The sequence below is a fragment of the Planococcus sp. S3-L1 genome (genome assembly GCF_030063085.1).
Classification (GTDB): Bacteria; Bacillota; Bacilli; order Bacillales_A; family Planococcaceae; genus Planococcus; species Planococcus kocurii.
In genome coordinates, this window is the sequence record NZ_JASISN010000012.1 from 41,185 (window position 1) to 66,443 (window position 25,259).

Sequence of the window (25,259 nt, forward strand, 5' to 3'; positions counted from 1 at the left end):
ATGAGAATCGAAAAATTAACAATCTATGGTTTTGGCAAACATGAAAACCGAACCATCGAATTAGGAAATCAATTGGTTTTATTTTATGGTCCCAATGAAGCGGGGAAAACAACAATTCAGCAATTTATCATTCAACTTCTTTTTGGCTTTCCTACACGCAATCAAACGCAATTACGGTACGAGCCAAAAACTGGCGGAAAATATGGGGGCAAACTATATTTGACAGACCCGTATTATGGAAAGCTTGTAATCGAACGAATAAAAGGGAAATCCGCTGGAGACGTCATAGTAGAATTTGAAGACGGTCACAGAGGTGGTGATAACGAGTTGAAACAAATCTTGCGAAACTACGATCGCGCTTCTTTTGAATCAATTTTTTCATTTTCGATTCATGAATTGCAAGGCCTAGATCAACTCAGTGAATCAGAACTGAGCCGAACTTTACTAGCTTCAGGGACAACAGGTATTGATGCCTTGACAGATTTAGAAAATCAGCTTGAAAAACAAATGGCTGAGCTATTTAAAAAAAATGGTCGCAAACCACAAATAAATGCCTTGGTTGAAGAGCTTCGTGACATCGAAGAACAGCTAAAGGAACTTCGACATCGTGCAGAACTTTATAGTCCTGCTATTGAGCGATTACAAGCAATTGAACAGCGTTTAAAGGTCATTGGAGAAGTAGAAGCAGAAATGGATCAAGAGCTTAAAGAAATCCACAGATGGCAACAAGCCGCGCCATTAGTAGCAGACCAGCATCGATTGACTAAGCAATTAGACAATCTTGCCATTACGCAATTCCCAGCAGAAGGCAGAAGGCAAATGGATCGGTTAGTGGATAAGCTAACTCAAACAAAAGCCGATATGGAGTATTTAACCAACCAACGTCACCTACTAACCACTGCAGATAAAGCCGATTCTTTAGACGCCATTGAGAATTTATTGAATCGTGAATCAGACTGGCACCAATTAAATCTACAACTAGTTCAAAAGCGTAATGAAACAATCGAGTTATCAGAAGAACGCGAAGAACTATTATCGTTACTTGGACTTACGGAACAACAAGCGATGGCGGTTGATGTTTCGTTAAATCACGAAGAGCAACTGCTTGAGCGGTTGAAGGAGTTGGATGTAGAAGAAGAAAACCAACGCTTTAACCAACGTAATTTGCAAGAAGAGAAAAACAAATTGGCACGGGCAGAACAAGATTTATCGGCGTTTTTAGTTCAAGAACCAACTGCAAAAGAACGACTCATTGCAGAAGAATGGCCAGAGACTTCAGCACAATTAGCAGAAGCTAAAGCTGCTTCGAAGTTTCAAAAAAGCGACACTAGACAAGACCAAATCGTTCGTTTTGTATTGTTTGGACTGGGATTACTCGTAGTAGCTTATGGATTTATCCAATCGACTGCTTTACTTATTGTGATTGGACTTGTCGCAATGGCTGCAGGTGTATGGCTTTTTGTGAAAATGCGAAAACCCAAAGAGCTGCCTGCAAATTACGCCGCTCTGATTAAAAAATACAGTGGAAAAGAATGGCAGTGCGAAACAATCATCACAAAAGTAGCCGAGTTTGATCGGCAGTTAGACAGCTTGATGAATCGTGTGGAGACAGTCAAAAAGAACATAACCAGTTATGTAGCTGTCGATTCAACCGCTGTAGCACAAGAGGCTTATCAGCAACTCTTGCTTAAAATTGGTTTGAAACCAGATGCTAGTCGAACGATGATACTGGAGCTTTTTAGTAAGTTGCGTAAAGTTCATGCAAATTATTCGCGTATATTACGAATTCAAGATGAAATAGACAAATTAGCAATGCAACAACAAGAGTGGATGGATAAAGCGCAGCAAGCATGTGGCAAAGAGCTCGCAATAGTAGGCTTGATTGCCACGCTGCGTTCTGAACAATCAGTGCGACAGCAAAAGAAAGATCAATGGAATAAGCAACAAAGGGAAACCCATGACTTGTTAGAAAAAATCGAGCGGTTGCAAGCATTCCAAGAGCAACTTGAAAAAGAACAGCAAGTGCTAATTGCCTATGCGTTAGCAGAAGATGTCTTTGATTTTTATCGGTTGGCCGATCAATGGGATCAGAAAAAACGAGTGGAAAAAGAACTTGAATTGGTCGAAGGGCAATTGCAAGCTATTGGAGAAATTGAATTGCCAGAAGACTGGGAGTCGGATCATACACAGCAAGCAATTGAGCAACGACAAGAAAAAATGACAGAGCTTAAAGCCCAGCGAAATAAATTATTAAACGAACAAGCAGACAAGCAACACTTGACTCAGATGTTAGTAACGGATACTTCTTACGAAGAAAAGTTACAGCATTTTGAAGAGAAAAAAGCCGAATTTATTGATTTGGCGAAGCAGTGGTCCATCAACAAAGCAATTGTTGAAGCAATCAACCAAACAATGAGTGAACTAAAAGAAAAAAAACTACCTACTGTACTAGCTAACGCTCAGCTTTATTTTAGTAAATTGACAAATGGTGCTTATACTGAATTAGCCATGAATCGAACCGGCTATTTTGAAGCTAAGCGTCAAGACGGGGCACGTTTTCCAATTTCCGAACTTAGTCAGGCAACAAAAGAACAAGCGTATTTAGCATTGAGGTTGTCGTTGGCCGTATCTATGAAAAAAAGCCATCCGTTTCCGATCATTATGGACGATGCTTTTGTTCATTTTGATCGCAGTCGACTGCAGCAAATGATAAACTTAGTGACAGAGTTGCAAAAAGAGCACCAGTTCATCTATTTTACTTGCCACGACAGCATGCAACAGGCTTGGCCTAATGCGCAAATTATTAACGTGGCCATTACCGAAAGGAGCGTTCATTCATGACTAAAGGAATTACACAGTATGCAGTCGGCGAGACAGTCGATGAATTCTTATTGATCAAACAGTCCGTCAAAGGAGTTACCACTACCGGAAATCCATTTATTTCGCTCGTGTTACAAGACAAAAGCGGAGACATTGAAGCAAAATTATGGGATACAAAAGATGAGCAGGAAAAAACATTCGCTGCTGAAACAATCGTCCGTGTCGGTGGTGAAATCCATAATTACAGAGGGAAAAACCAATTGCGGATTAAAAGCATTCGTCCAGCAAAACCAGATGAACATCAGTCAATATCAGACTTGATGCCATCTTCGGAAAAGTCGACAGATGAATTGTTAGAAGAAGTAACAAAGTATTTGTTCGAAATGGAGAATCCCCAAATCCAACGAATGACGCGTTACTTGCTGAAGAAATATCAGCAGCAATTCTTAACTTATCCTGCAGCAACACGTAATCATCATGACTATGTGTCTGGTCTGGCAGATCATGTGGTGTCCATGTTGAAGCTAGGTAAAGCACTGGTCGACATTTATCCAGGATTGAACAAAGATTTACTGTTTGCAGGAATTATTCTTCATGACATCGGCAAGGTGATCGAACTTTCTGGACCCATTGCAACTACATATACAGTAGAAGGCAATTTGATTGGACATATTTCCATTATGGTAACAGAAGTAGCAAAAGCTGCAGAAGAGTTGGAAATTGAAGGCGAAGAAGTTATGCTACTGCAACACATCATTCTTTCTCACCATGGCAAAGAGGAGTGGGGAAGCCCGAAAAAACCAATGCTGAAAGAAGCAGAAATTCTTCATTATATCGATAACATCGATGCGAAAATGATGATGTTGGACCGTGTTCTTGGGAAAACAAAAGAAGGAGAGTTTTCTGAACGCGTCTTTGCATTGGATAACCGCTCATTTTACAAACCGAAAATTTAATGAAGAACTGAGTCTCCAGCGAAAAATAGACACAGACAAGTTAGCTATCTTGTCTGTGTCTATTTGTATGCCAAAAAAGAACCGTTGCTAAAAGTCAGTTGCCAAACTTTTAGAACGGTTCTTTTAAAGTAACTTCTATTATTCAGTTGGAGCAGCAGGCGTTTGAGGATTTAAAATATCATCTAGTGCCCCTTTAAGATCTTCGTCCTGGATTTCTACATTTGCGTCTTTCATTAACTCAGCGACTTTTGGAAGCAAAGTGGATTGATCTGCTTTAGCTATAGCCAAATCAGAACGAATCTTATCTTTTTGGTCTTCTAGTGCCGGTTGATCTTCTACTTTACGTGTTTCAAGAACTTGAATGATATGGAAGCCGAATTCAGATGCGACAGGTTCACTAATTTCGTCAATTTCAAGCTCGTAAGCGACTTTTTCGAACTCAGGAACCATTGCCCCTGGACCGAACCAATCAACGTTACCGCCATTTTCAGCAGAACCGGTATCTGTCGAATTTTCTTTAGCTAATTTCGCGAAATCAGCGCCTTCATCCAATTGCTTTTTAAGAGAGTTAGCGGTTTCCTCATCAGCAACAAGAATGTGACGTGCATTTAATTCAGTGCCTTGGCGATCGTATTGTGTCTGTATTTCTTTATCCGTCACTTCGATGCCTTCAGTCAATGCTTTTTCTTGTAATAAATTCAAACGGATCACTTTTTTGTAGCTTTCTTCTGTTTGGTTGTTCTGGGTTAGAAATTGGTCAAAGCTTTCTCCAAGTTCTTCTTTGTTGCTGTCGTATTCTGCAGTTACTTCTTTGTCAGTCACTTCGAAGTTTTCAGCAAGTACTTTTTCAATTAGTAAAATTTGAACTGCTTGTTCACCAATCGATGTTTTCATTTCTTCATAAAGCTCGTCTTTTGTAATATCACCAGCATCAGAAGTTACAATTGTTTTGTCATCCCCGCTATCGCTACACGCAGATAAAGCCAGTACAGATGCTGCCAAAGTAAATGTTAAAAAAGATTTTTTCATTAGATTTCGCTCCCAACTTTCTATCTAGATGCAGTAGTTACTATACTATAAACGTATTACGGTTTGCAAAGTTTCAAAAAAAAGTCACTTGCCAAAGAGGCAAGTGAGTTAAGGTGTAAATTCTACGCCTACATACAACGATACCAATAGTATTGTAATTAATATATTTATCGTTCGGAATATCTTTTGATGATTTTCTTCTGGAATTTCTCGAGAAGTTACAAGTGCCAATGTCATCCGGTTGATCTGGAAAAGATAAAACACAGAGAACATAACAATAAATGCGATAATCATGGATTTCCTCCCCTCTGACTTTACTTCCTAGTATAACAAAGACCGGAAGAAAAAGCAGATATCAGCTAACTACTGGAGGGATAAGGATTTCAAAGCCGGTGTCTGTTTCTTCTATTAACGCATACTTTGGCGAACGGGCTAAGTTGCGAAGGTAAATAATGTCGGTCAAGCACAGCGCACAATGATACGCCAAAAGCATAGCGAAGTAATGGCTAAATTCAGGCATTGCAATACTTAAGCTAATAATAGCTGTATTTAGTACAAGAAAAGGTGTGCCCAATGAAAGCAAAAACCGTATTTTGGGAACCGGTTCATTGACATGGAGTGAAAAAGCGGGACACACTTTCATTTGTTTTCGAATTATGAATTTCAATGATTTATGGCAGCCGATCAAAGGCAAGAAATGCAAAATCTTGTGAAGCGGATAAATAGCGAGCAAAGACACTATAAAAAATAGAAAATATTGATCGGATAGAGGCGTGGCATAGACGATTGCAAGCCCAATGTAAGAAGCCATAAAAACAGCGACTCCAAAAAGCGCAGAGATCATGAAAAGCCGGTCAAATCCGTATTGTTTTTTTAAGTTAATTGTTTTCCAGCAGTGCATGTGTGCATCCCCTATTTACTAAATTCATTTTTGATTCGATACATACAATACAATGATTTATAAGGAAATGCAACCATAATTTTTTTTATGAAATGACTTGTTATTGCTGGCTTTCTTGATGCTTGATAACATGGTTTTCTTCGCTAAATCGATTCTCAATATTTTTGAAGGAAGCTTCGAAGATTTCCATGAAGTCTTCGCCATAAATATTGCGTATAACAGCCATGATGTCCATGAATTCAGGGAACTTTCCGTAGAGTTCGCGTAAAGGTAGAGAGCCTTCAATGACGGAGTGAGGAGTTTCATGATAGTTCTCAATCATCTCTTGCATTAATTTTTCGCCTTTCTCAGTTAGCTGGACATATGTATTGCGTTTATCCGTATCGCGTTTTGAAAAAGACAGCAGTTCACGTTCTTCTAATTTTTTGGAGAAGTTAAAAGCAGTGGAAACATGCATTACACCAAATTTTGCGACATCTGATATCGAAGCGCCTTTTAAATGATAGGAAATCCAAAGAATGTGATGTTCATTAATATTCAAATCATAAGGTTTTATCCACATTTGCCAATCTTTTTCTACCGCTTTCCATAGAGCTTTCGACAATTGACCAATGCGTTGACTAAACAGCATAGCTTCTTTCATGGTATATTCCTTCTCGTTCACACAGGCACCAACTTTCCTCCAAAATCTTTTCTTTATTATAGCAGTAAAGCAAACGTAATTAAAGTAAGAATAGTAAAATAATTTACAGTGGGGAGATATACGAGTTTGTTTAGTTTTTTGGAATAAAAAGACAACGTGGCAACAGAAATCAAACTGGCAAACGTAAAAGATAACTCAGTCTCCAAAAATCACTGCGATGGATTTTTGATAGATAGTAGATTTACAATGAACTTTCTAAGTTATAAACAGACCATCAAAAAAACAACCGCCGGAAGGCAGTTGTTTTAAGCGCTTTGAGTATCATCGTCAACTTTTTCTGATTTGGGTTGGTCATCATTTTTTATAACTTTTTTATCTTTGCTAATGGCTTTTTGCAATTCTTCGATTGAATTTTGGATGGCCATGATTTCAAGTTGAAGATGTTCTTTAGCAGGAGCGGTACTCTCTGTCCATGTTTCCAGTGAAGCTTTTAATCCATCGACTGCTTCAGGAAGCTGAGATTTAGCTTCTTCTGTTAAATGATTGATCGACTCTTTTAAGCTATTCACTTTATCTTTTAGTTCGGTCAAATATTCTTTCCATTCAGCTGACGTTGATTTCACTGTAGAGCGAAATTCCTGTCCTGATTGTGGAGTAGAGAATAAAGCTGTTGCAGCTCCAGCTGCTACCCCTGTAGCAAGTCCTAAGAAAAATCTTGATGCTTTCATATTTGAAACGCCCCTTTCTTCCTATAAACTTCTTTTCCTCTATTATACCTAATTAAAACATATAGATGAACGACTATTCAATAAAAAGAGCTTTTCACTGTTGTTACTAGTGAAAAGCTCTTTTGTTAGGCGGCTTGCGAAACCGCCGTTTCGAATTTTGAACGCTTGACCAATGTAATCACAATCGGGTAAATAAAAGCGAAAGCGATTCCGTTTAACAAAACTGCAGGCAGCACTACTGTGACAAACAACAAACTAAAAGGAATGTTGGCGCCAATAACGAAAATAGCAGCAGAAAGGAAAATCGTTCCCGATAATACAGTTCCCATTGCAACAAGGGCAATCGTAACAGGTAACTTTGCAACGAATTTTTTCAATAGCATGACCAAAGCAAGGAACACAAACGCTGTGATAAATTTATCGATAATATTCGGGAAAAAGCCACCTGGGAATGTCGAGAATAGACCTGATAAGACACCGGTCGTTACTGCTAATAAGAAGACATTTTTTACATTTGGGAACAACAGAATTCCGACAAACATCATTGTCAACATAAAGTCGGGCTTCATCCCGCCGTTGATGCCTGGAATCACTACATAAAGTGTGGCTCCGACACTGACCAACAGCGCCATTAAAACTAGATTTTTCGTATTCATTTCTCATCTCTCCTCAGCTATGTGCTAGTTTCTTTTTCCCGGACGTGCCCTCATGACCGCCGGCGAAAAACTTAACCTGATTTTATCCTGTTTACTTCAGAAAATCAAGCTTCAGCGTTTAACTTTTCTTTTACGCTTTCTGCCAGTTCTTGTATACGTTCAGAAGTGAATTCTTTTTCCTTGGTCATCCACTTGGCACCGAAACCATCACTTTGACCATAGCGTGGGATAAAGTGTAAGTGGAAGTGGAAAACACTTTGTCCGGCTTTTGCGCCATTATTGTTTAGCAGGTTCATGCCTTCAGGTTGAAAGGTTTCATTGATAGCTTTAGCAATTTTAGGAGCTACGGAAAACAAGTTGGCTGCTTCTTCTGGGGTCATGTCGTATACGAATTCACGATGTGTTTTCGGAATAAGTAAAGTATGGCCTTTTGACAAGGGCATAATATCCATAAAAGCGAAGACGTGCTCATCTTCATAAATTTTTACGCTAGGGATTTCGCCTGCAATAATTTTGCAGAAAATACAATTTGTCATTGGGGATCATCCTTTCTATTTTCACCATGTTACCATAATTGCCATATGACAAAAGAAATCGAGAGTCAGTTTTGATACAATAGTTTAATAGAAAGAAAGAGGTGTTTCGATGGCTATTTTGGAAGTTGATGCGTTAACAGGGGGGTATACACGTAAACCCGTTTTACAAGAAGTGACGTTTTCGATAGGAAAAGGAGAACTTGTGGGCTTGATTGGCTTGAACGGAGCAGGCAAGAGTACCACCATCAAACATATTATCGGTTTGATGCAACCAAAATCAGGGCAGATCCGCTTGAATGGCAAAACTTTTGAAGAAGATATGGACACGTATCGATCTGCTTTTTCCTATATTCCGGAGACTCCAGTGTTATATGAAGAATTAACATTGCGTGAACATCTTGAACTGACAGCGATGGCTTATAATATCGATGCTAAGCTGTTTGAAAAACGTTCTGCAGAATTGTTGAAGGAATTTCGAATGGAAAAGCGCCTAAAATGGTTCCCGTCACATTTTTCAAAAGGAATGCGTCAAAAAGTGATGATTATGAGTGCGTTTCTCGTGAATCCCGCACTGTATATCATCGACGAACCTTTTGTTGGACTCGATCCACTGGGTATTAAATCACTATTAGATCAAATGGAAAAACAAAAGAGAAAAGGCGCATCGGTGCTGATGTCGACACATATTTTGTCCACAGCTGAGCGTTATTGTGACCGGATTATCCTGCTTCATAATGGCCGTGTGCGAGCAAGTGGGACAATGGAAGATTTGCGCAAAGCCTTTAATATGCCAGATGCGTCGCTAGACGATTTGTATATTGCGATGACTGAGGATGAGCTAAATGAAGAATTTGCATGATATTTGGTCAAGCCGACTTCATAAGCACACTGTTGAAGTTCAAAACTATTTAAAATATATTTTTACAGGTCATATTGCGGTCGTTTTACTTTTTGCACTTGGAGCTGCCGGTTTTGCTTATAGCGAATGGATACAGGATATTCCACCTGAATTCCCAGCCGCATGGCTATTAGCAGGAGTGTTTGGATTGTTGCTCGCCATCAGTCCACCGTCAACCTTGTTAAAAGAAGCGGATACGGTGTATTTTTTGCCATTGGAAAGCAAATTAGATGAGTTTTTGAAACCTGCTTTAAAATGGTCGTTCGTGTCTCAACTGTATTTGCCGGTAGTCGTTTTCATCGTTTCGCTGCCGATGGTCAACGCCCTATACGGTCTGCCGTCTTCTTTTTTGATTGGCTTTCCAATTCTCTTACTGCTAATCAAATGGTGGAATGTTCAAACTGAATTCGCCTTTCGACGCCAAGGAGCAGGAGAAGGCGTGTGGCTAGACCGATTGTTACGTTTTTTGCTAGTTGGTTTGTTCACCTACTTTTATATAGAAGAGCAGTTAATAGTTGCTGTATTTGTTCTGTTTGCTATCATTTTTTATGGCAAATGGATTACTCGTAAAGCCGTTGGCAAGCCTTTTGCTTATGAGCATTTTATTGCACTAGAAGAAAATCGCATGCTGCGTTTTTATCAGTTTGCTAATTACTTTACCGATGTCCCTCATCTAAAGGGAAAAATAAAAGTCAGGTCATGGCTCAATTGGATTTATCGCTTTATTAAGCCGGGAGCAAAAAATGCTCACTTGTATTTGGTTTGTAGAACGTTTATCCGATCAGATGAATTATTTTATTTATGGGTACGGCTAACTGTCATTGTTATGATAGGTGCTTGGTTCATTCCGTTTCAAGTGGGTGTGGCATTGTTTGCAGGCGCGTTGGCGTTCGCAACCACTATTCAAATTTGGCAGGGCTTGACACACACACAACATTTCCGAATGGACAATTTGTTTCCACTATCTCGCTTTAGTAGACAACAAGCTGTTTTTAAACTTATTCTTGCGTTGCAACTAGTGCAGAGCATCGCTACAGCCATCATGTTAGTAATCATGGGTCAGTTGATCACAGCTTTGATAACGCTTATGGTTATTTTGGTCGTGTCTTTCGTGACTGTTGCTGTATTAAAAAGTAAAAAAACTTAAAAACAAACCCGGCCTCTGAAAAAGAGGGCGGGTTTGTTTTTATTGATGAAAATGAATAGCTGCTGTGCCTAAAGTTTTAGCGGCGACAAGCATCGCTTCTTCTTTAAAATCGAATTTCGGATGGTGGTGGGGGAACACATCACCATCGGGCATAGCTCCTGTAAAGAAGAAGGCTCCAGGAATTTCCTCTAAGTAGTAGGCGAAATCTTCTCCACCCATTTGAGGTGGGCAGTCAAAGACTTCTGTAACGCCTGGAACGGTTTCCGCAATGCTTTTAATATAAAGCGTTTCTTTTTCATGATTAATGACAGCCGGATAGCCTCGTTTGAAATTAAATTCATAACGACTGTTGTTAGCCAAACTCGTTCCTTTAATGACGCGCTCCATTTCTGTTTCCATCAAGCTACGAACATCTTCCTTAAATGAACGGACAGTACCTGACAATACTGCTTGGTCTGCGATAATATTAAAAGGGTTTTGCGCAACAAATGAACCGATAGATAAGACAGCAGATTCTAAAGGATCTACACGTCTAGATACTAAAGACTGGAGAGTAGAGACAATTTGAGAGCCGACGACAACTGCGTCAATGGTTTCATGAGGACTTGCTCCGTGACCACCACGGCCTTGAATTTTCAATTGAAAGCTATCTGCTGCTGCCATAATTGGACCGACACGTGTGTCAATTCTTCCGAATGGTGTCGTTGACCAAAGGTGCGTACCAAAAATGGCATCAACGCCTTCCAAGACACCAGCTTCTATCATAGACTTTGCCCCTCCAGGAACGAGTTCTTCAGCGTGCTGATGAATTAATATGTAGGTTCCTGCTAATTCTTCACGCATGGTGTAGAGTATTTTCCCTAAAACTAAGAGAGTGGCTGTATGACCATCGTGTCCGCATGCATGCATGACACCATCAACAGTTGATCGGTAAGATACTCCTTCTTTCTGGTCCTGAATCGGCAAAGCATCAAAATCAGCGCGCAATGCAACGGTTTTTCCAGGTTTTGCGCCTTGAATGGTTGCGACGACACCATTTCCGCCAATATTGTGTTTAACGTCAACGCCTAATTTTTCGTAATAATCTCGAATAAACTGAGCAGTTTGGGTTTCTTGAAACGACGGTTCAGGATTCATGTGGAGATGACGACGAATCTCGACCATTTCTGGGTAAGCAGCATCTAATTTAGCGTAAAGCGTATCAATCATTTTTAAAACCCCTTTCTTTTTTAAAAGCATATCATAAATAACTAGCAGTATGAAAATGAACCTAAATGTAATATGCGATATATGGTATAGGAACTATTAATTTATTTAAGATTTAAAAGAAATAAAAAAAGCAAAGTCCAACTCCGCAGACGGGAATCGGACTTTGCTTTTAGTTTATCTTAGTAAGTGAAATTAAAGTAAGATGCTGCAAAATACACAACGACAATAATAATTGACGGTAGTGCATAGGATAATGTAGAACCACTCTTTTTTCTATAAAGCGAAAACAAAGCGAGCAATGACATGATCAATACACCGACAGCGATAATCATATTCGCACCAGATACCCCTGAAATAATTGTCCCAGCAGTATATACAGGGTCAGAAAGGGCAAGAATGATCATATTAAAGATGTTGCTTCCGAGAATTGCACCAACAGCCATGTTCACATTGTTCAATCGTAGCGCCACAAAAACAGAAATGGCTTCCGGAAGAGAAGTCGCTGCTGCAATTAAGAAACTACCGATAAAGCTAGAGCCGATTCCAGTAATGACCGCAATTTCGTCTCCTGTAATGGATAGCGCCGTCCCAGCAGCTAAAATGATTAGTGCCGCGATAACAAAACGAAAAATGGCTGCTTTTGACGATAAAGAAGCACTTGGGTTATCAGGTTCTTCTTCTGACTCGGCAATTGCTTCTGCTTGAGGATCAAGAGACGGCAATTTATTGATAGCAATCATACCAACTATATAAGTGATGGCAATGATTAATGCATCTAAACCAATACCTAAAATTTGGACATCAATGCGTAACCAAAGTGCCAAAATGACCAAAACGGTTAATAAGGTTCCAAGAAGTGCTGTATAAATATTATTGCGTGAAGCTCGATCTAAAATACGTCGACCACGCAAGAGAAAATCAAATCCAGCGAGGATAAACAAGTTAAACAAGTTCGATCCGATCATGTTTCCAACAGCGATATCAGCGTTGCCAATCGCTGCGGCAGAAAAACTAGTGGAAACTTCAGGCAGAGAAGTAGCACCTGCTAATAATAATGTACCGACCATCATGCCGCCCATTGCTGTTTTGGAACTGATGACATCTGCATATTGAGATAGCTTGATGGAGGCAAATACAGTAAGTGCCGCTGCTAATATAAAAATAACAAAAACCAATTGATTTCCTCCTTTTTAGTTATGGGCAAGAGTATGCCGTATTAGTCTTCTTCAGGTTTTGCTCTATAGGTACTAATATGAGAAACACCTGAGAAAATATTTGGACGCTGTGCACCACTATCCGGTTTCTCAGAATGAGCTTGTGCAAAAGCTTGAGACTCTTTCCATTTTTCATAAAAAACAGGAGATTCCCATTCAGTCAAAACGATATAAGTGTCTGAATCAAGCGGTCTTAAAACACGAAATGCAATGTATCCGGGCTCATTTTCAATAGCACTCGCACGATTTTTAAAACGGTGTTCAAAAATTGGACGACCTTCTTCAGTTACCGGTATATTGTTTAAAACGAAAAATCCTTTCTCAGTTAAGTCACCTGTCCCATCGACGACTTCATAACGCCGAGGTGTTTGGAAAATAGTTTTTCCCTTTGTTTCGTGCATCATCATTGTCGTATTTTCGCCCTGCATGACGACCATTGTCTGTTGTGGGTGTTTGTCACGCATTTTTTTCATGTAATCGTATGTTCCAGTTGTCATGTAAAAGTTCATTAATACCCCTCCTAATAAATATAAATACTACTATATCTACTTCCCTTTAGGAAACTTCCTGAAACAGGAATGGCAATCAAGTGAAAAGAGAAGCGTCGAATTTATGACAAATGCGTTTGGAATCTATACAATATAGTACGGAACGTCTATAGTATAGACGGATATAGGTAGACAAAAGTAGAGTAGCACATCGAAGGGATGAAACATTCATGACATTTAATGATACTTATCTTCGCGCAGCACGTGGAGAAAAAACAGATCACGTACCCGTTTGGTATATGAGACAAGCTGGACGTTCACAGCCAGAGTACCGCAAAATCAAAGAAAAATACTCATTAGAGGAAATTACGCATCAACCAGAATTGTGTGCATATGTTACCAAGCTTCCAGTGGATCAGTATAATAACGATGCGGCCATTCTGTATAAAGACATTGTGACCCCACTGCCGGCAATTGGAGTGGACGTAAAAATCAAGTCAGGAATCGGTCCGGTTATCGATAACCCAATCCGTACGATGGCAGATATCGAACGCTTAGGAGACATTAATCCTGAACAAGATGTCGATTATGTACTTGAAACAATTCGTATCCTAACACAAGAACAATTAAACGTGCCATTGATTGGGTTTTCAGGCGCACCTTTTACATTGGCGAGTTATATGATTGAAGGCGGTCCTTCGAAGAGCTACAACAAAACAAAAGCAATGATGGTTTCTGAGCCTGCTATGTGGTTTGCCTTGATGGACAAACTAGCCGACACAATCATTCCTTACGTAAAAGCACAAGTAAAAGCAGGAGCTAAAGCGATCCAAATTTTCGACTCGTGGGTTGGTGCCTTGAACGTTGAAGATTACCGTATTTTCATCAAACCGGTAATGGATCGTATTTTCGCAGAATTGCGTACAGAAAATGTACCATTAACCATCTTTGGAGTAGGCGCAAGTCATTTAGCTAAAGAATGGCACGAACTTCCTGTCGACGTCGTTGGACTGGATTGGCGTTTGCCGATTTCAGAAGCGCGTTCAATGGGCTTGACAAAAGCGTTGCAAGGCAACTTTGACCCAGCTTATTTATTGGCAGATTGGTCAGTAATCGAAGAGCGGGCGAAAAAGATTTTAGATATGGGTATGCAAAATGATGGGTATATCTTTAACTTAGGTCACGGAGTATTCCCAGAGGTGAATCCAGATACCTTGAAACGCTTAACATCATTTGTTCACGAATACAGTGCTGCACATAAAAATAACTGGAAGTAAAACAAAATTCATAATGAGGTGACTAGGTTGAAAAAGAAAATGGGATTATTAGTAATGGCATATGGAACACCTTACTCAGAAGATGATATTGAACGCTACTATACACATATCCGCCGTGGCCGTAAGCCGAGCGAAGAAAGTTTAGAAGACTTGAAGAGTCGTTACAAAGCAATTGGTGGTATTTCGCCACTTGCTAAAATTACACTAGAACAAGCGAATGGCCTATGCGATCGTTTAAATGACGTTCAAGATGACATTGAATTCAAAATGTATTTAGGTCTTAAGCACATTGAGCCATTTGTAGAAGATGGTGTTGAAGAAATGAAAAAAGACGGCATTACAGAAGCAATCTCAATCGTCTTGGCACCCCATTTTTCAACGTTCTCAGTAAAATCATATAATGGCCGTGCAGCAGAAGCAGCTGAAAAAGCAGGCATCTCGTTGACTTCTGTTGAAAGTTGGTACAAAGAACCAAAATTCATCCAATATTGGACGGAAAAAGTAAGTGAAACGTTTGATGGAATGTCAGAAGAAGAACGAGCAAATGCTTGTTTAATCGTATCTGCACACTCATTGCCAGAAAAAATTATTGCAAACGGCGATCCATACCCAGACCAATTAAAAGAAACAGCCCAAATGATTCAGCAAGCAACGGGCGTTAAAAATGTAGAAATTGGCTGGCAAAGTGCCGGACAAACAGGCGAACCTTGGATTGGACCAGATGTTCAAGACTTAACTCGTGATCTTTTCGAGGAAAAAGGGTATACATCATTTGTTTATACACCCGTTGGCTTTGTAACAGATCATTTAGAAGTTCTTTTCGATAACGATTATGAATGTAAAGTAGTATGCGATGACATTGGTGCAAATTATTATCGTCCAGAAATGCCGAACGTTCAGCCTTTATTTATTGATGGGTTAACAGATGTTGTATTGCGCAAACTAGCAGAAAAATAACTTAGATAAAAGTGAGGATTAAACGTGACTGTAGAAACGCATAAAGTAGTCGTTGTAGGCGGTGGCATAACTGGACTGTCAGCGGCATACTATTTACAAAAGCAAGCAATTGAGCAAGGTTTGGAAATCGAAATCACTTTGATTGAAGCGGCCCACCGTCTTGGCGGGAAAATCCAGACTTTGCAAAAGGATGGTTTTGTAATTGAGCGTGGTCCGGATTCTTTTGTCTCACGAAAAAATAGTATTCAACAGCTGGCTCGAGAATTAGGGATAGAAAATCAATTGGTCCAAAGTGCTCCTGGTAAAACCCATGTAGTGGTTGAGAATCGACTTTATCCGATTCCAACAGAATCGGTTATGGGCATACCTACCAATTTCGCTTCGTTTTTCACTTCAGGTACTAGCTCTTGGTTTGGCAAGATTCGTACTTTGGGAGATTTTGTCTTGCCTGCATCAACTATACTTGACGATCAGCCACTGGGGAGATTTTTAAGACGTAGATTTGGTAACGAATTGGTTGAAAATTTAATTGAGCCCTTATTTTCAGGTGTTTTTGCTGGGGACATTGACCGATTGAGTTTAAAAGCAACATTTCCTGAATTACTGGCAATTAAGCAACAACATCGTAGCTTGATTCATGGCTTAAAGAAAAAGAAAGTATCAGATTATCGTGCTTTTGATACCGAAAAAGAAGGTTTGTTCCAAACGTTCGAAGGTGGTCTTGAAACACTTGTGCAGGCGCTGGAAAAAGAGTTAGAGAAGTGCACGATTTTAAAAGGCATCAAAGTTGAAAAAATAGAGCAGCAACGGCGTGAAATAGAGCTTACGTTAAACAATGAGACATCGATAACCGTGGATGGCGTAATATTCGCGTTGCCACATGCGAAATTAATGCCAATCTTTGAGCCTTTAGGATTGTTACATGGATTAAAAGATATGCCTTCTTCGTCTATCGCGACAGTGTCTATTGTTTTACCAGAAAGTGTCCGAGCGAAAAAAAGTGATTGTACCGGTTTTGTTGTAGCGCGAAATAGTGATTTTACGATCACTGCTTGTTCAGCAGCCCATTTGAAATGGCCGAGCCTAACACCGTCTGGAAAAGCTGTTTATCGGTCATTTATTGGCCGTGTCGGGGATGAGGCTGTTGTAGAACTATCAGATGGTGAAATTGTTAAAGCTGTTTTAGAAGATCTGCAAAAATTGTTGGATATTCAACTAATCCCTGAATTCACAGTGGTTTCCCGTTGGAAAGAAGCGATGCCACAATATTTGGTTGGTCATGATGAACGCGTAGCTTTAGCAAAGAAAGAGTTGCAATATGCTTTTCCACAAGTGCAGGTTGCAGGGGGATCTTTTGAAGGGTTCGGCTTGCCAGCTTGCGTTGACCAAGGAAAAGCAGCTGCCACTCAACTACTAAAACTGTTTTCTGCTGAAACATCTACTACGGAGGGAAATACAAAATGAAAAAAATATTTTGGCTAGGTATCCCCTTTCTTTTACTTGCTGCCTGCGGAACAGAAGAAGCTGATTCTCCTGGTGCCGGACCTCAAATTGAAGAAGTGAAAGTTGCATTTAATACCGATACACAAGCTGACCCGGCTAAAGAAGTTCTTTTGTCTGTTACTGTGACACAGGGCGATAAAGCTGTGGAAGATGCTGATGAAGTTGTCTATGAAGTGTGGCAGTCTGGAGATCGCAGCAATAGCGAAATGATTCCAGCTGAACATACGGAAGAGGGCATTTACGAAGCACAAACAAGCTTTGAAGAAGAGGGACTGTATTTTATGCAGGCACATACGACTGCGCGTTCGCTGCATGTCATGCCAAAACAAGAAATTACGGTAGGTAATCCAGATCCAGCATCTATTGTTTCGGATGATAGTGATGATACACAAGGCATGGATAAGATGGAAGATCATTCAGGCCATTGATATAAAATGACAAAGATACTGCCCAGGCGGTGTCTTTTTTGTTGTGTATGGTCAATAAGAGAGAGTTAAAGAAATCGATTTTAACGTTTTGGAAATTGCTTCGGAGTAGGTTCTCGCGATAAGTTGAGAAAATGCCAGTCTTGTCACTCGATCGACTCCTTTAACGCGATTTCGCTGCATAGTGATAGATAAGGTAGCTTAGGTTTTAGAATTGCTCGGCAGCGATTACGCCCGTAAAACTACCACATGTTGTAGTACAGCATTGAATTATCGGATCCTTTATATCGATTAATACAAAAAACGAAGCAACGCTAAAGAGCGTTGCTTCGTTTCTTCTAAGTATGCTTGTTGATCTTATAAATCGTTGCACGAGTCACATTTAGTACCATAACATTCATGCTGCTCTTCCATTTTTTCTCCACAAGACGCGCACTGTTTCGGGGGCAAGTTCTTGAAAAATTCGACTACGTTTTCAATCATAACTTCCAGCTCCTTTTTGTTATAGTACTGTTGGTGTTTAAGTTAGTGTATTATAACAGTTTGGGTTCGTCAACCCAAAATAGTGAATTTATTTAAATAATCCGTTAAACTAGAAAGAGCAACGTAGCCAAAAGGAGAGAGAATATGTATTTTGTAGATAATAAAGGCATTACAGACCCGCGAATTAACTTGGCAATCGAAGAATATCTATTAAAAACAATGGATGTTGAGAAAGATCCATTTCTTCTATTTTATATTAATGAACCATCTATCATTATTGGCAAGAATCAAAACACAGCTGAAGAGATTAATACGGATTATGTAGATTCTAATGGCATTCATGTCGTTCGCCGCTTATCAGGTGGTGGCGCAGTTTATCACGACTTAGGAAATTTGAATTACAGCTTTATTACAGTTGATGACGGCAACAGCTTCCGTAATTTCCGTAAATTTACTGAACCTGTTGTAAAAGCATTGCAAAGTCTTGGCGTTAACGCAGAGCTTTCTGGACGCAATGATTTAATGGCAGAAGGTCGGAAAGTATCGGGTAATGCACAATTTTCAACTAGAGGACGTATGTTCAGCCACGGTACATTGATGTTTGATACACAGATTGATGAAGTCGTATCTGCGCTGAAAGTTAGTAAAGAAAAAATCGAATCAAAAGGCATCAAGTCGATTCGGAGTCGCGTCGCGAACATTTCTGAGTTTTTGAAAGAGCCGATGACTGTGACAGAATTCCGTCATGCGATTTTACATTCAATTTTTGAAGGTGAAGAAAATGTACGTTATTATGAATTAACGGACGAAGATTGGAAGAATATTCATGAATTGTCGAAAGAGCGCTACGGCAATTGGGATTGGAATTACGGCAAGTCACCTAAGTTCAACATTAAGCACTCTCATCGTTTTCCAGTTGGTGGTATTGATGTCCGATTGCAAGTAGACAAGGGCATAGTTCAAGATATCAATATTTACGGAGACTTTTTCGGTGTTGGTGATGTATCGGAAATCGAACAGGCGATTGCTGGATCTAAATACGAGCGTGCCTCATTAGATGAAGCGATTTCAGGGATCGACATCCCCAAACTTCTGGGCGGCATCACCACAGATGAATTTTTAAAATTAATTTATTAAGAATTGCTGAGAGCCTGCTTTTATGCAGGCTCTTTTGTTAAAATGGAAAGAAAAAGGAAAGGGGGAATCAATGTGGCTGTTCAACGGGTTTTCATAGTAGAAGATGATTTGAAAATTGCGGAGTTATTGGCAGAGACTTTAAGGAAGTACCATTACCAAGTAGAGACCGCAAAAGATTTTGATCAAATCATCGAAGAATTCGAAGCTTTTGATCCCCATTTGATTTTACTGGATATTAACCTGCCTTCTTACGATGGCTATTATTGGTGCCGTCAGCTCAGGCAGCAAAGCACGTGTCCAATCCTCTTCATCTCAGCTCGCTCAGGTGAAATGGATCAAGTTTTCGCTTTGGAAAATGGTGGGGATGATTTCATTACGAAACCTTTCCATTATGAAATCGTCCTTGCAAAAATAAGGAGCCATTTGCGTAGAGCTTATGGAGAATACGCACCAAAACAAGAAGAACGCTCTGTCAAAGTGGGGCGCATCATACTGTATATGGAACGAATGGAGCTGCATGTAAAGGCTGAAGTTATTCCGCTGCAAAAAAAAGAGTGCACAATTATGGAACTCTTGTTATCTAATTATCCGAAAGTAGTATCACGTGAGCAATTGCTTGAGGAATTATGGGACGATCAGGCATTTGTGGATGAGAACACGCTAAATGTGAACATGACGAGAGTTCGTAAAAAACTAGCTGATTACAATGTGAAGTCTACGATTGAAACGGTTAGAGGGGCGGGATACCGTCTATTGCTTCACGAGGAGGAAGCATGATGTGGCGATTATTTTTGAAAGAACACGCAGCATTCATCGTCTTTCAAATTGTGCTGGTAGCTTTTATTATGTTGCTGTACTGGCTAGATGGTTTTCGTAATGTGGATACAGCTATTTATTCATTCGTCATTAGCACAGTTTTGGTCATTTCGTTTCTTTTGACACGCTTTGTTAAACGTTACCAATATTATCAACGTATTTTGGCCACTCCACAGAATATGGAACATATGCTTCAGCGTGAAGGGAAGTCACCTGAGCAAGTACAAAATGAAATCTACCTGCAAAAATTATATCGACTGTACCAGCATGAAGTGCAATCTTTATATGCTTCTCAAAACCGCCATTTGCAGTTTATGAACCAGTGGGTACATCAAATGAAAACTCCTTTATCGGTTATGCACCTCTTACTTCAAGAAGAGCAGGAACTTGATAAGAAAAGTGTTCATGAAGAAATGGACCGTTTAAAAGCAGGGCTGGACACAGTTTTGATGAATGCACGTTTAGATACATTTGAGCAAGATATGCAAATTGAAAAAATTAATTTACGGTCTTTAGTCAGTGAAGTAGTTACAGAAAATAAACGATTATTTATTTCAAAACGTGTATACCCCGAAATATCAATAGCAGAAGAGCACGTTGTAGCAACGGATCAAAAATGGATGAAATTTATCATGGGTCAATTTTTAACAAATGCGGTTAAGTACACATTTGAACCGAATAAAAAAGTACTAATTGCTGCTGAATGTTCGAACGGCAATACGCTCTTGACAGTTCGCGACGAAGGAATCGGTATTTCTTCTTCTGATTTACCACGTATAACTAAAGCGTTCTTCACTGGAGAAAATGGACGGAAAACTGGAGAATCCACAGGAATGGGCTTGTACTTGGCAAAAGAAATTTGCGGGAAGCTGGGTCATGAATTGTCGATTTCTTCTGTTCAAGGAGAAGGGACAACTGTATCTGTACGATTCTTCAACCAAGATTTTGCAACACAGGAGGAAAATGATGACAGTAGTGAAAATCGACGAAGTGACCAAGGTCTACGAGGGGAAAGTGACGCACCGGGCAGTGAACCAGTTGAGCTTCACAGTGGAAAAAGGTGAATTTCTGGCAGTAATGGGACCTTCAGGGAGCGGTAAAACAACGCTGCTAAACTTGATTTCAACAATTGACTCGTTAACTTCTGGAGAGATTTTAATCGACGGAACCAATCCACATTTGTTGAATAAAAATGAATTGGCGTTATTTCGTAGAAGACAACTAGGTTTTGTTTTTCAAGACTTTAACCTACTGCAGATGCTGACGGTTGAAGAAAATTTAGTTTTGCCGTTAACGCTTGATTATGTTCCGATTGATGAAATGGCACGTCGCGTGTTGCGAATTGCGAAACGTCTCGGATTGACATCAATCCTTCATAAAAAACCAAACGAAATTTCAGGTGGAGAAGCGCAAAGAACAGCTATTGGACGTGCGCTTATCCATCAGCCAGCACTTATTTTGGCAGATGAACCGACGGGAAATTTAGATTCTAGATCTTCACGTGACGTACTTGAAATTTTATCGAATGTTGCTAAAGACAATAACACGACAATCATTATGGTAACGCATGATCCGATTGCAGCAAGTTATTGTGATCGTGTGCTGTTTATCAAAGATGGTGAGTTCTTCAATGAAATTTATGGAGATGAACGACGCCAGACATTTTACCAGCGAATTTTAAATGTTTTGTCGTTGTTGGGAGGATCCGTTAATGACCTTTCGGCAACTCGCTTACCATAACGTTGTCCGTAACCGAAGAAATTACGCAGCGTTCTTTTTAGCTAGCGTCTTTTCTGTCATGGTGTTTTTTGTCTGCTCGATGTTTATTTTTCATCCGATATTTGACAAGGATGGATTGCAACTGCTTGCTATACGAGGCATGATGATTGCAGAAATAGTGTTGTATATTTTTACGTTATTTTTCTTGTTTTATTCGATGAGCGCTTTTTTACAGGCACGTTCAAAGGAATTCGGCGTGTTGATGCATTTAGGAATGTCGAAAAAGCAACTGAATAAGTTAATTTTTTTTGAAATGCTCATTATTGGAACAATTTCAACTGTAACTGGAATCGTTTTCGGTTTTGCGTTTTCTAAATTCTTTTTTATGATCGGCCGAGAGATTATGGAATTAGATGCGTTGCCCCTCTATGTTTCATGGGAGCCCTTTTTGCTGACGATTGCGGCATTCGCTAGTCTGTTTGTCATTATATCCTTTGTCAGCGTCGGGTTTATTCGGACGAAGCGAATCGTCGATTTGTTGCAAGGCTTTTGGAAGGTCGAGGAAGAGTCGAAATCTTCTACTGTGCTAGCGATTATGGGTATTGTCTTTTTAGCTTCTGCCTATACATTTGCGGCAAATGTATCAGATCAAACAGTGTACCAAATGGTTTTTATCGTTCCGCCACTTGCGACTTTCGGTACGTATCTCTTTTTCACGCATACACTTCATTTTTCCCTGCAACTATACAAACGAAAAAAGATTGTATATTGGAAAAAAACGCGCTTAGTGTCGTTGGCCGAGGCTTCAGTTAAATTAAAAGACAGTGCTCAAATGTTTTTTATTGTCACTATCGTTTCGACGGTAGCTTTTTTGACAGTCGGAACTTTGGCGTCTTTTATGTCTTATACAGGAGATTTCCGTGAATCAAATCCATTAGGCCTTGTTTATATTTCATTTGACGACAATGAGTTGGAAGAAGAGCATATCGACAGACTAGCGAGCCAATTAAGAGATGAGCAATTATCCTACGATATGGTAGAATTGACGGTCAAACGTCAAACCTCAGCGGCTACTGGAAACGACGTCGATATTTTAGCGCTGTCCGAATTTAATCGCTTAGCAACAGCGCTTGATTTTGAACCAGCCCAATTGCAGCAAGGAGAAGGGCTATTTGTACCATTTTCATTAGATTCTTTAAAAGAGTTGCAAAGTGCTAGCGTCGATACCGTATTGCTCGAAAGTGATGTGCCTTTATCGCTTCGTTCAACGTATCCGCATGTTGTGTTTCCAATTCATACATTAAACATCAATACGATTGTTGTTAGTGACGCCGATTATCGAGCCATCGATCAACCGCTACTAGGCTACGAAGCTGGAAAATCAGATTTCTCTTACTATGCCTTTGATGTATTAAACTGGACAGAAACAATGAATATCGGCAATCGGTTAACGGCGACAGTTGATGAGGCAGTGGAAACTGCCAATTTTAGTGACGTTAATTTTTTCTTTGAAAATCCTGGCGCCGATTATCGGTGGTTTAAATCTTCTTTTGCCTTGTTGTTGTTTATCGGAGTTATGGTAGCAGCTGTCTTTTTGTTGGCAGCGGGGAGCTTTATCTACTTTAAATTGTATACAGGTCTTGAACGGGATCGTAAGCAATATAAATTGCTAACTCGTCTAGGAATGACTGACAAAGAGCTAGGGAAAATTGTGAACCGGCAACTTATTCCTCAATTCTTTTTGCCGTGGTTACTTGCTTTACTTCACAGTGCATTTGCGTTCATTTCGTTGCAAGTTGTATGGGATGAATTTGCTGAGTTGTCGATTCTTGGTGAAATGTCCATTGTGCTTGGCGGATTTACAGTGGCGCAAATTTTATACTTTTTCTTGATTCGTTGGCGCTATGTCGCTCACTTACAGGCACCGTAATTTTACGGTGCCTGTTGTATTGTCTGAAGATTTATTTTATAATAAAAATAGATTTAAATATGAATGAGTATTCATTCAACGCGAAAGAGGGATGAAGATGAATTTAATGACACGTGTTCATGAAATTTCACAACAGGATTCTGCAAAAGTCGCTTATAGCTTTATGGGGAAAGATACAAGCTATGGTGAATTTGATCAAACAGTTGCTGTTTTTGCTAATTCTTTACAAAGTTTAGGCGTAAAAAAAGGCGATCATGTTGCACTTCTTTTAAGCAATACGCCACATTTTTTAATTGCACTATACGCCACAATGCGCTTGGGAGCTACAAGTGTCCCCATCAATCCTATTTATAGCCCGGATGAAATCGCTTACATAGTCAATGATAGTGATGCAAAAGTAGTAGTAGCATTAGACGCCTTACTTCCGCTCATAGAAAAAGCACATCAAGCACTGCCTTTTGTAGAATCGTATATTATTTGTGAAACAGATCCATCGACACAAGAGAAAATAATGAAATTGCCTGAAGCTGTTCAAAAAAAGGTGTATTCATTTACAAATCTGTTGGCTCGTTCAACAGCAACTAATACTTTTGCAGAAGTTGCAGAAGATGATAATGCCGTCATTTTATACACATCGGGTACCACTGGAAAGCCAAAAGGCGCACTACTGACACATCAGAATTTATATTCAAACGCACGTGATGTTGGAGCATATTTGCAAATTGGTGGAAATGATCGGGTAGTAGCAACTTTGCCAGTTTTCCATGTATTTGCATTAACAGTAGTAGTTAACGCACCATTATTACAAGGTGCGACAATTGTTTTGATTCCACGCTTTCATCCAAAAGAAGTGTTTGATGCGATTAAAACACACAAAGCAAGCGTTTTTGCTGGCGTACCAACTATGTTTAACTTTATGAACCAATTGCCAGACATTGACCCAGCGGATTTTGCGTCTGTTCGTCTTGCGGTGTCAGGAGGTTCCGCAATGCCGGTTGCTTTGTTGCATAGTTTCGAAGACAAATTCAATGTGCGTATTTCAGAAGGCTATGGCTTATCTGAAGCATCACCAGTTACGTGCTTTAACCCGATTGATCGTGAGCGTAAAGCGGGCTCAATTGGTACTTCCATTATCAATGTAGAAAACAAAGTGGTTAACGAATTAGGTGAAGAAGTAGCAACAAACGAAGTGGGTGAATTGATTGTTCGTGGACCGAACGTCATGAAAGGTTATTACAAAATGCCTGAAGAAACAGCTTCAGCAATTCGTGATGGCTGGCTTTATACGGGTGATTTAGCACGTGTTGATGAAGAAGGGTACTTCTATATTGTAGACCGCAAAAAAGATATGATTATCGTCGGCGGTTACAACGTTTATCCACGAGAAGTGGAAGAAGTGCTTTTTGCTCATCCTGCAATCTTAGAAGCCGCAGTTGTCGGTTTGCCGGATCCAGACTTCGGTGAAGAAGTTAATGCTTATGTAGTATTAAAGGATCCAGCGGTTTCTATAGAAGATCTTAAAGCTTATTGCACAGAGCATTTAGCAAAATACAAAGTACCAAGACAGTTTGAAGTTCTTAAAGAGTTGCCGAAGAATACAACTGGGAAAATTTTACGGCGATCGCTAAAAGACCAAGCGATGCAGAAATAAGGCAGTGCCAGATTAAGTATAAGAAAGAGGTTCCGAGATTGAATCGGAGCCTTTTTTATATGGCTATCACATACCTTATATTCTTTCTGCATCGTCGTTTGTGGTAGACTTTGATTGGTAAAACTGGTAGTTTTCA

Annotated in this window: 25 protein-coding genes; 14 read left to right on the forward strand and 11 right to left on the reverse strand. The window is 39.8% G+C overall.

From position 1 onward, the window contains the following. On the forward strand, positions 1-2,841 hold the full coding sequence (locus QMF37_RS12040) for an ATP-binding protein (protein WP_283478392.1): 2,841 nt from the start codon (positions 1-3) through the stop codon (positions 2,839-2,841). Further along, entirely contained in the window at positions 2,838-3,776 is a 939-nt protein-coding gene (yhaM, locus tag QMF37_RS12045) for a 3'-5' exoribonuclease YhaM (protein ID WP_058385952.1), read from the forward strand. The genes QMF37_RS12040 and yhaM overlap by 4 nt, the downstream gene beginning before the upstream one ends. Positions 3,777-3,914: 138 nt before the next feature. On the opposite strand, the gene QMF37_RS12050 is transcribed toward yhaM, so the two are convergent. The 7 genes from QMF37_RS12050 to QMF37_RS12080 form a co-directional block, all read right to left on the reverse strand. Next, positions 3,915-4,805: a peptidylprolyl isomerase gene (locus QMF37_RS12050; RefSeq protein ID WP_058385951.1), complete on the reverse strand. Its 891-nt coding sequence runs from the start codon at positions 4,803-4,805 to the stop codon at positions 3,915-3,917. Positions 4,806-4,913: 108 nt separating this feature from the next. Next, complete coding sequence (locus QMF37_RS12055) at positions 4,914-5,099, reverse strand: hypothetical protein (RefSeq protein WP_006828367.1); 186 nt, start codon at positions 5,097-5,099, stop codon at positions 4,914-4,916. A 61-nt stretch (positions 5,100-5,160) separates the two neighbouring features. After that, a complete protein-coding gene (locus QMF37_RS12060) occupies positions 5,161-5,706 on the reverse strand; it encodes a DUF3267 domain-containing protein (protein WP_058385950.1) in 546 nt (181 codons plus the stop codon). Between the two features lie 100 nt (positions 5,707-5,806). Continuing rightward, positions 5,807-6,370 (reverse strand): HTH-type transcriptional regulator Hpr, encoded by a 564-nt coding sequence (locus tag QMF37_RS12065; RefSeq protein WP_078080228.1) that lies wholly within the window; start codon positions 6,368-6,370, stop codon positions 5,807-5,809. Positions 6,371-6,654: 284 nt separating this feature from the next. Further along, positions 6,655-7,077, reverse strand: a complete 423-nt coding sequence (locus QMF37_RS12070) for a YtxH domain-containing protein (protein WP_058385948.1) — start codon at positions 7,075-7,077, stop codon at positions 6,655-6,657. Positions 7,078-7,202: 125 nt separating this feature from the next. Further along, positions 7,203-7,733, reverse strand: a complete 531-nt coding sequence (locus QMF37_RS12075; RefSeq protein ID WP_058385947.1) for a tryptophan transporter — start codon at positions 7,731-7,733, stop codon at positions 7,203-7,205. 104 nt (positions 7,734-7,837) lie between these two features. Continuing rightward, complete coding sequence (locus QMF37_RS12080) at positions 7,838-8,269, reverse strand: HIT family protein (RefSeq protein ID WP_058385946.1); 432 nt, start codon at positions 8,267-8,269, stop codon at positions 7,838-7,840. Between the two features lie 109 nt (positions 8,270-8,378). Between QMF37_RS12080 and QMF37_RS12085 the strand changes: the two genes are divergently transcribed. Both QMF37_RS12085 and QMF37_RS12090 read left to right on the forward strand, forming a co-directional pair. Continuing rightward, the gene (locus QMF37_RS12085) at positions 8,379-9,128 is read left to right on the forward strand and encodes an ABC transporter ATP-binding protein (RefSeq protein ID WP_283478393.1); all 750 of its coding nucleotides are present in this window, start codon (positions 8,379-8,381) and stop codon (positions 9,126-9,128) included. Continuing rightward, positions 9,112-10,314, forward strand: coding sequence for an ABC transporter permease (locus tag QMF37_RS12090; protein ID WP_071153665.1), 1,203 nt, complete (start codon positions 9,112-9,114; stop codon positions 10,312-10,314). Before QMF37_RS12085 ends, QMF37_RS12090 begins: the two co-directional genes overlap by 17 nt. Positions 10,315-10,353: 39 nt before the next feature. Here the strand turns inward: QMF37_RS12090 and QMF37_RS12095 are convergent, their stop codons facing one another. The 3 genes from QMF37_RS12095 to QMF37_RS12105 all read right to left on the reverse strand — a co-directional run bounded on the left by QMF37_RS12095 (position 10,354) and on the right by QMF37_RS12105 (position 13,246). After that, positions 10,354-11,523, reverse strand: a complete 1,170-nt coding sequence (locus QMF37_RS12095; protein ID WP_071153666.1) for a M20 metallopeptidase family protein — start codon at positions 11,521-11,523, stop codon at positions 10,354-10,356. A gap of 179 nt (positions 11,524-11,702) precedes the next feature. After that, positions 11,703-12,698 (reverse strand): sodium:calcium antiporter, encoded by a 996-nt coding sequence (locus tag QMF37_RS12100; RefSeq protein ID WP_071153667.1) that lies wholly within the window; start codon positions 12,696-12,698, stop codon positions 11,703-11,705. 41 nt (positions 12,699-12,739) lie between these two features. Continuing rightward, on the reverse strand, positions 12,740-13,246 hold the full coding sequence (locus QMF37_RS12105; RefSeq protein WP_071153668.1) for an antibiotic biosynthesis monooxygenase family protein: 507 nt from the start codon (positions 13,244-13,246) through the stop codon (positions 12,740-12,742). A 209-nt stretch (positions 13,247-13,455) separates the two neighbouring features. Here QMF37_RS12105 and hemE point away from each other — a divergent pair, with 209 nt between their 5' ends. The 4 genes from hemE to QMF37_RS12125 are packed head-to-tail and all read left to right on the forward strand — an operon-like array spanning position 13,456 to position 17,390. Next, the gene (hemE, locus tag QMF37_RS12110; RefSeq protein ID WP_058385940.1) at positions 13,456-14,502 is read left to right on the forward strand and encodes a uroporphyrinogen decarboxylase; all 1,047 of its coding nucleotides are present in this window, start codon (positions 13,456-13,458) and stop codon (positions 14,500-14,502) included. Positions 14,503-14,541: 39 nt separating this feature from the next. Next, positions 14,542-15,459 (forward strand): ferrochelatase, encoded by a 918-nt coding sequence (hemH, locus tag QMF37_RS12115; protein ID WP_071153692.1) that lies wholly within the window; start codon positions 14,542-14,544, stop codon positions 15,457-15,459. A 24-nt stretch (positions 15,460-15,483) separates the two neighbouring features. Then, positions 15,484-16,923: a protoporphyrinogen oxidase gene (gene hemY / locus QMF37_RS12120; protein ID WP_078080230.1), complete on the forward strand. Its 1,440-nt coding sequence runs from the start codon at positions 15,484-15,486 to the stop codon at positions 16,921-16,923. Next, the gene (locus QMF37_RS12125; protein WP_078080231.1) at positions 16,920-17,390 is read left to right on the forward strand and encodes a FixH family protein; all 471 of its coding nucleotides are present in this window, start codon (positions 16,920-16,922) and stop codon (positions 17,388-17,390) included. The genes hemY and QMF37_RS12125 overlap by 4 nt, the downstream gene beginning before the upstream one ends. Positions 17,391-17,744: 354 nt before the next feature. Here QMF37_RS12125 and yhfH read toward each other — a convergent pair whose 3' ends face one another. Then, the gene (gene yhfH, locus QMF37_RS12130; protein ID WP_071153669.1) at positions 17,745-17,870 is read right to left on the reverse strand and encodes a protein YhfH; all 126 of its coding nucleotides are present in this window, start codon (positions 17,868-17,870) and stop codon (positions 17,745-17,747) included. A 144-nt stretch (positions 17,871-18,014) separates the two neighbouring features. On the opposite strand from yhfH, the gene lplA reads away from it, so the two are divergent. The 6 genes from lplA (at position 18,015) to QMF37_RS12160 (ending at position 25,123) form a co-directional block, all read left to right on the forward strand. After that, complete coding sequence (gene lplA / locus QMF37_RS12135; protein ID WP_071153670.1) at positions 18,015-19,007, forward strand: lipoate--protein ligase; 993 nt, start codon at positions 18,015-18,017, stop codon at positions 19,005-19,007. Between the two features lie 42 nt (positions 19,008-19,049). Then, positions 19,050-19,784 (forward strand): response regulator transcription factor, encoded by a 735-nt coding sequence (locus QMF37_RS12140; protein WP_425439672.1) that lies wholly within the window; start codon positions 19,050-19,052, stop codon positions 19,782-19,784. After that, positions 19,784-20,887 carry a sensor histidine kinase gene (locus QMF37_RS12145; protein ID WP_071153672.1) on the forward strand — a complete coding sequence of 368 codons (1,104 nt, stop codon included), beginning with the start codon at positions 19,784-19,786 and terminating at the stop codon, positions 20,885-20,887. The genes QMF37_RS12140 and QMF37_RS12145 overlap by 1 nt, the downstream gene beginning before the upstream one ends. Then, on the forward strand, positions 20,790-21,563 hold the full coding sequence (locus tag QMF37_RS12150; RefSeq protein ID WP_071153673.1) for an ABC transporter ATP-binding protein: 774 nt from the start codon (positions 20,790-20,792) through the stop codon (positions 21,561-21,563). Before QMF37_RS12145 ends, QMF37_RS12150 begins: the two co-directional genes overlap by 98 nt. Next, positions 21,535-23,472, forward strand: a complete 1,938-nt coding sequence (locus tag QMF37_RS12155; protein WP_071153674.1) for an ABC transporter permease — start codon at positions 21,535-21,537, stop codon at positions 23,470-23,472. The genes QMF37_RS12150 and QMF37_RS12155 overlap by 29 nt, the downstream gene beginning before the upstream one ends. 97 nt (positions 23,473-23,569) lie before the next feature. Continuing rightward, on the forward strand, positions 23,570-25,123 hold the full coding sequence (locus QMF37_RS12160) for a fatty acid--CoA ligase family protein (RefSeq protein ID WP_071153675.1): 1,554 nt from the start codon (positions 23,570-23,572) through the stop codon (positions 25,121-25,123). The last annotated feature ends 136 nt before the right edge of the window (positions 25,124-25,259 follow it).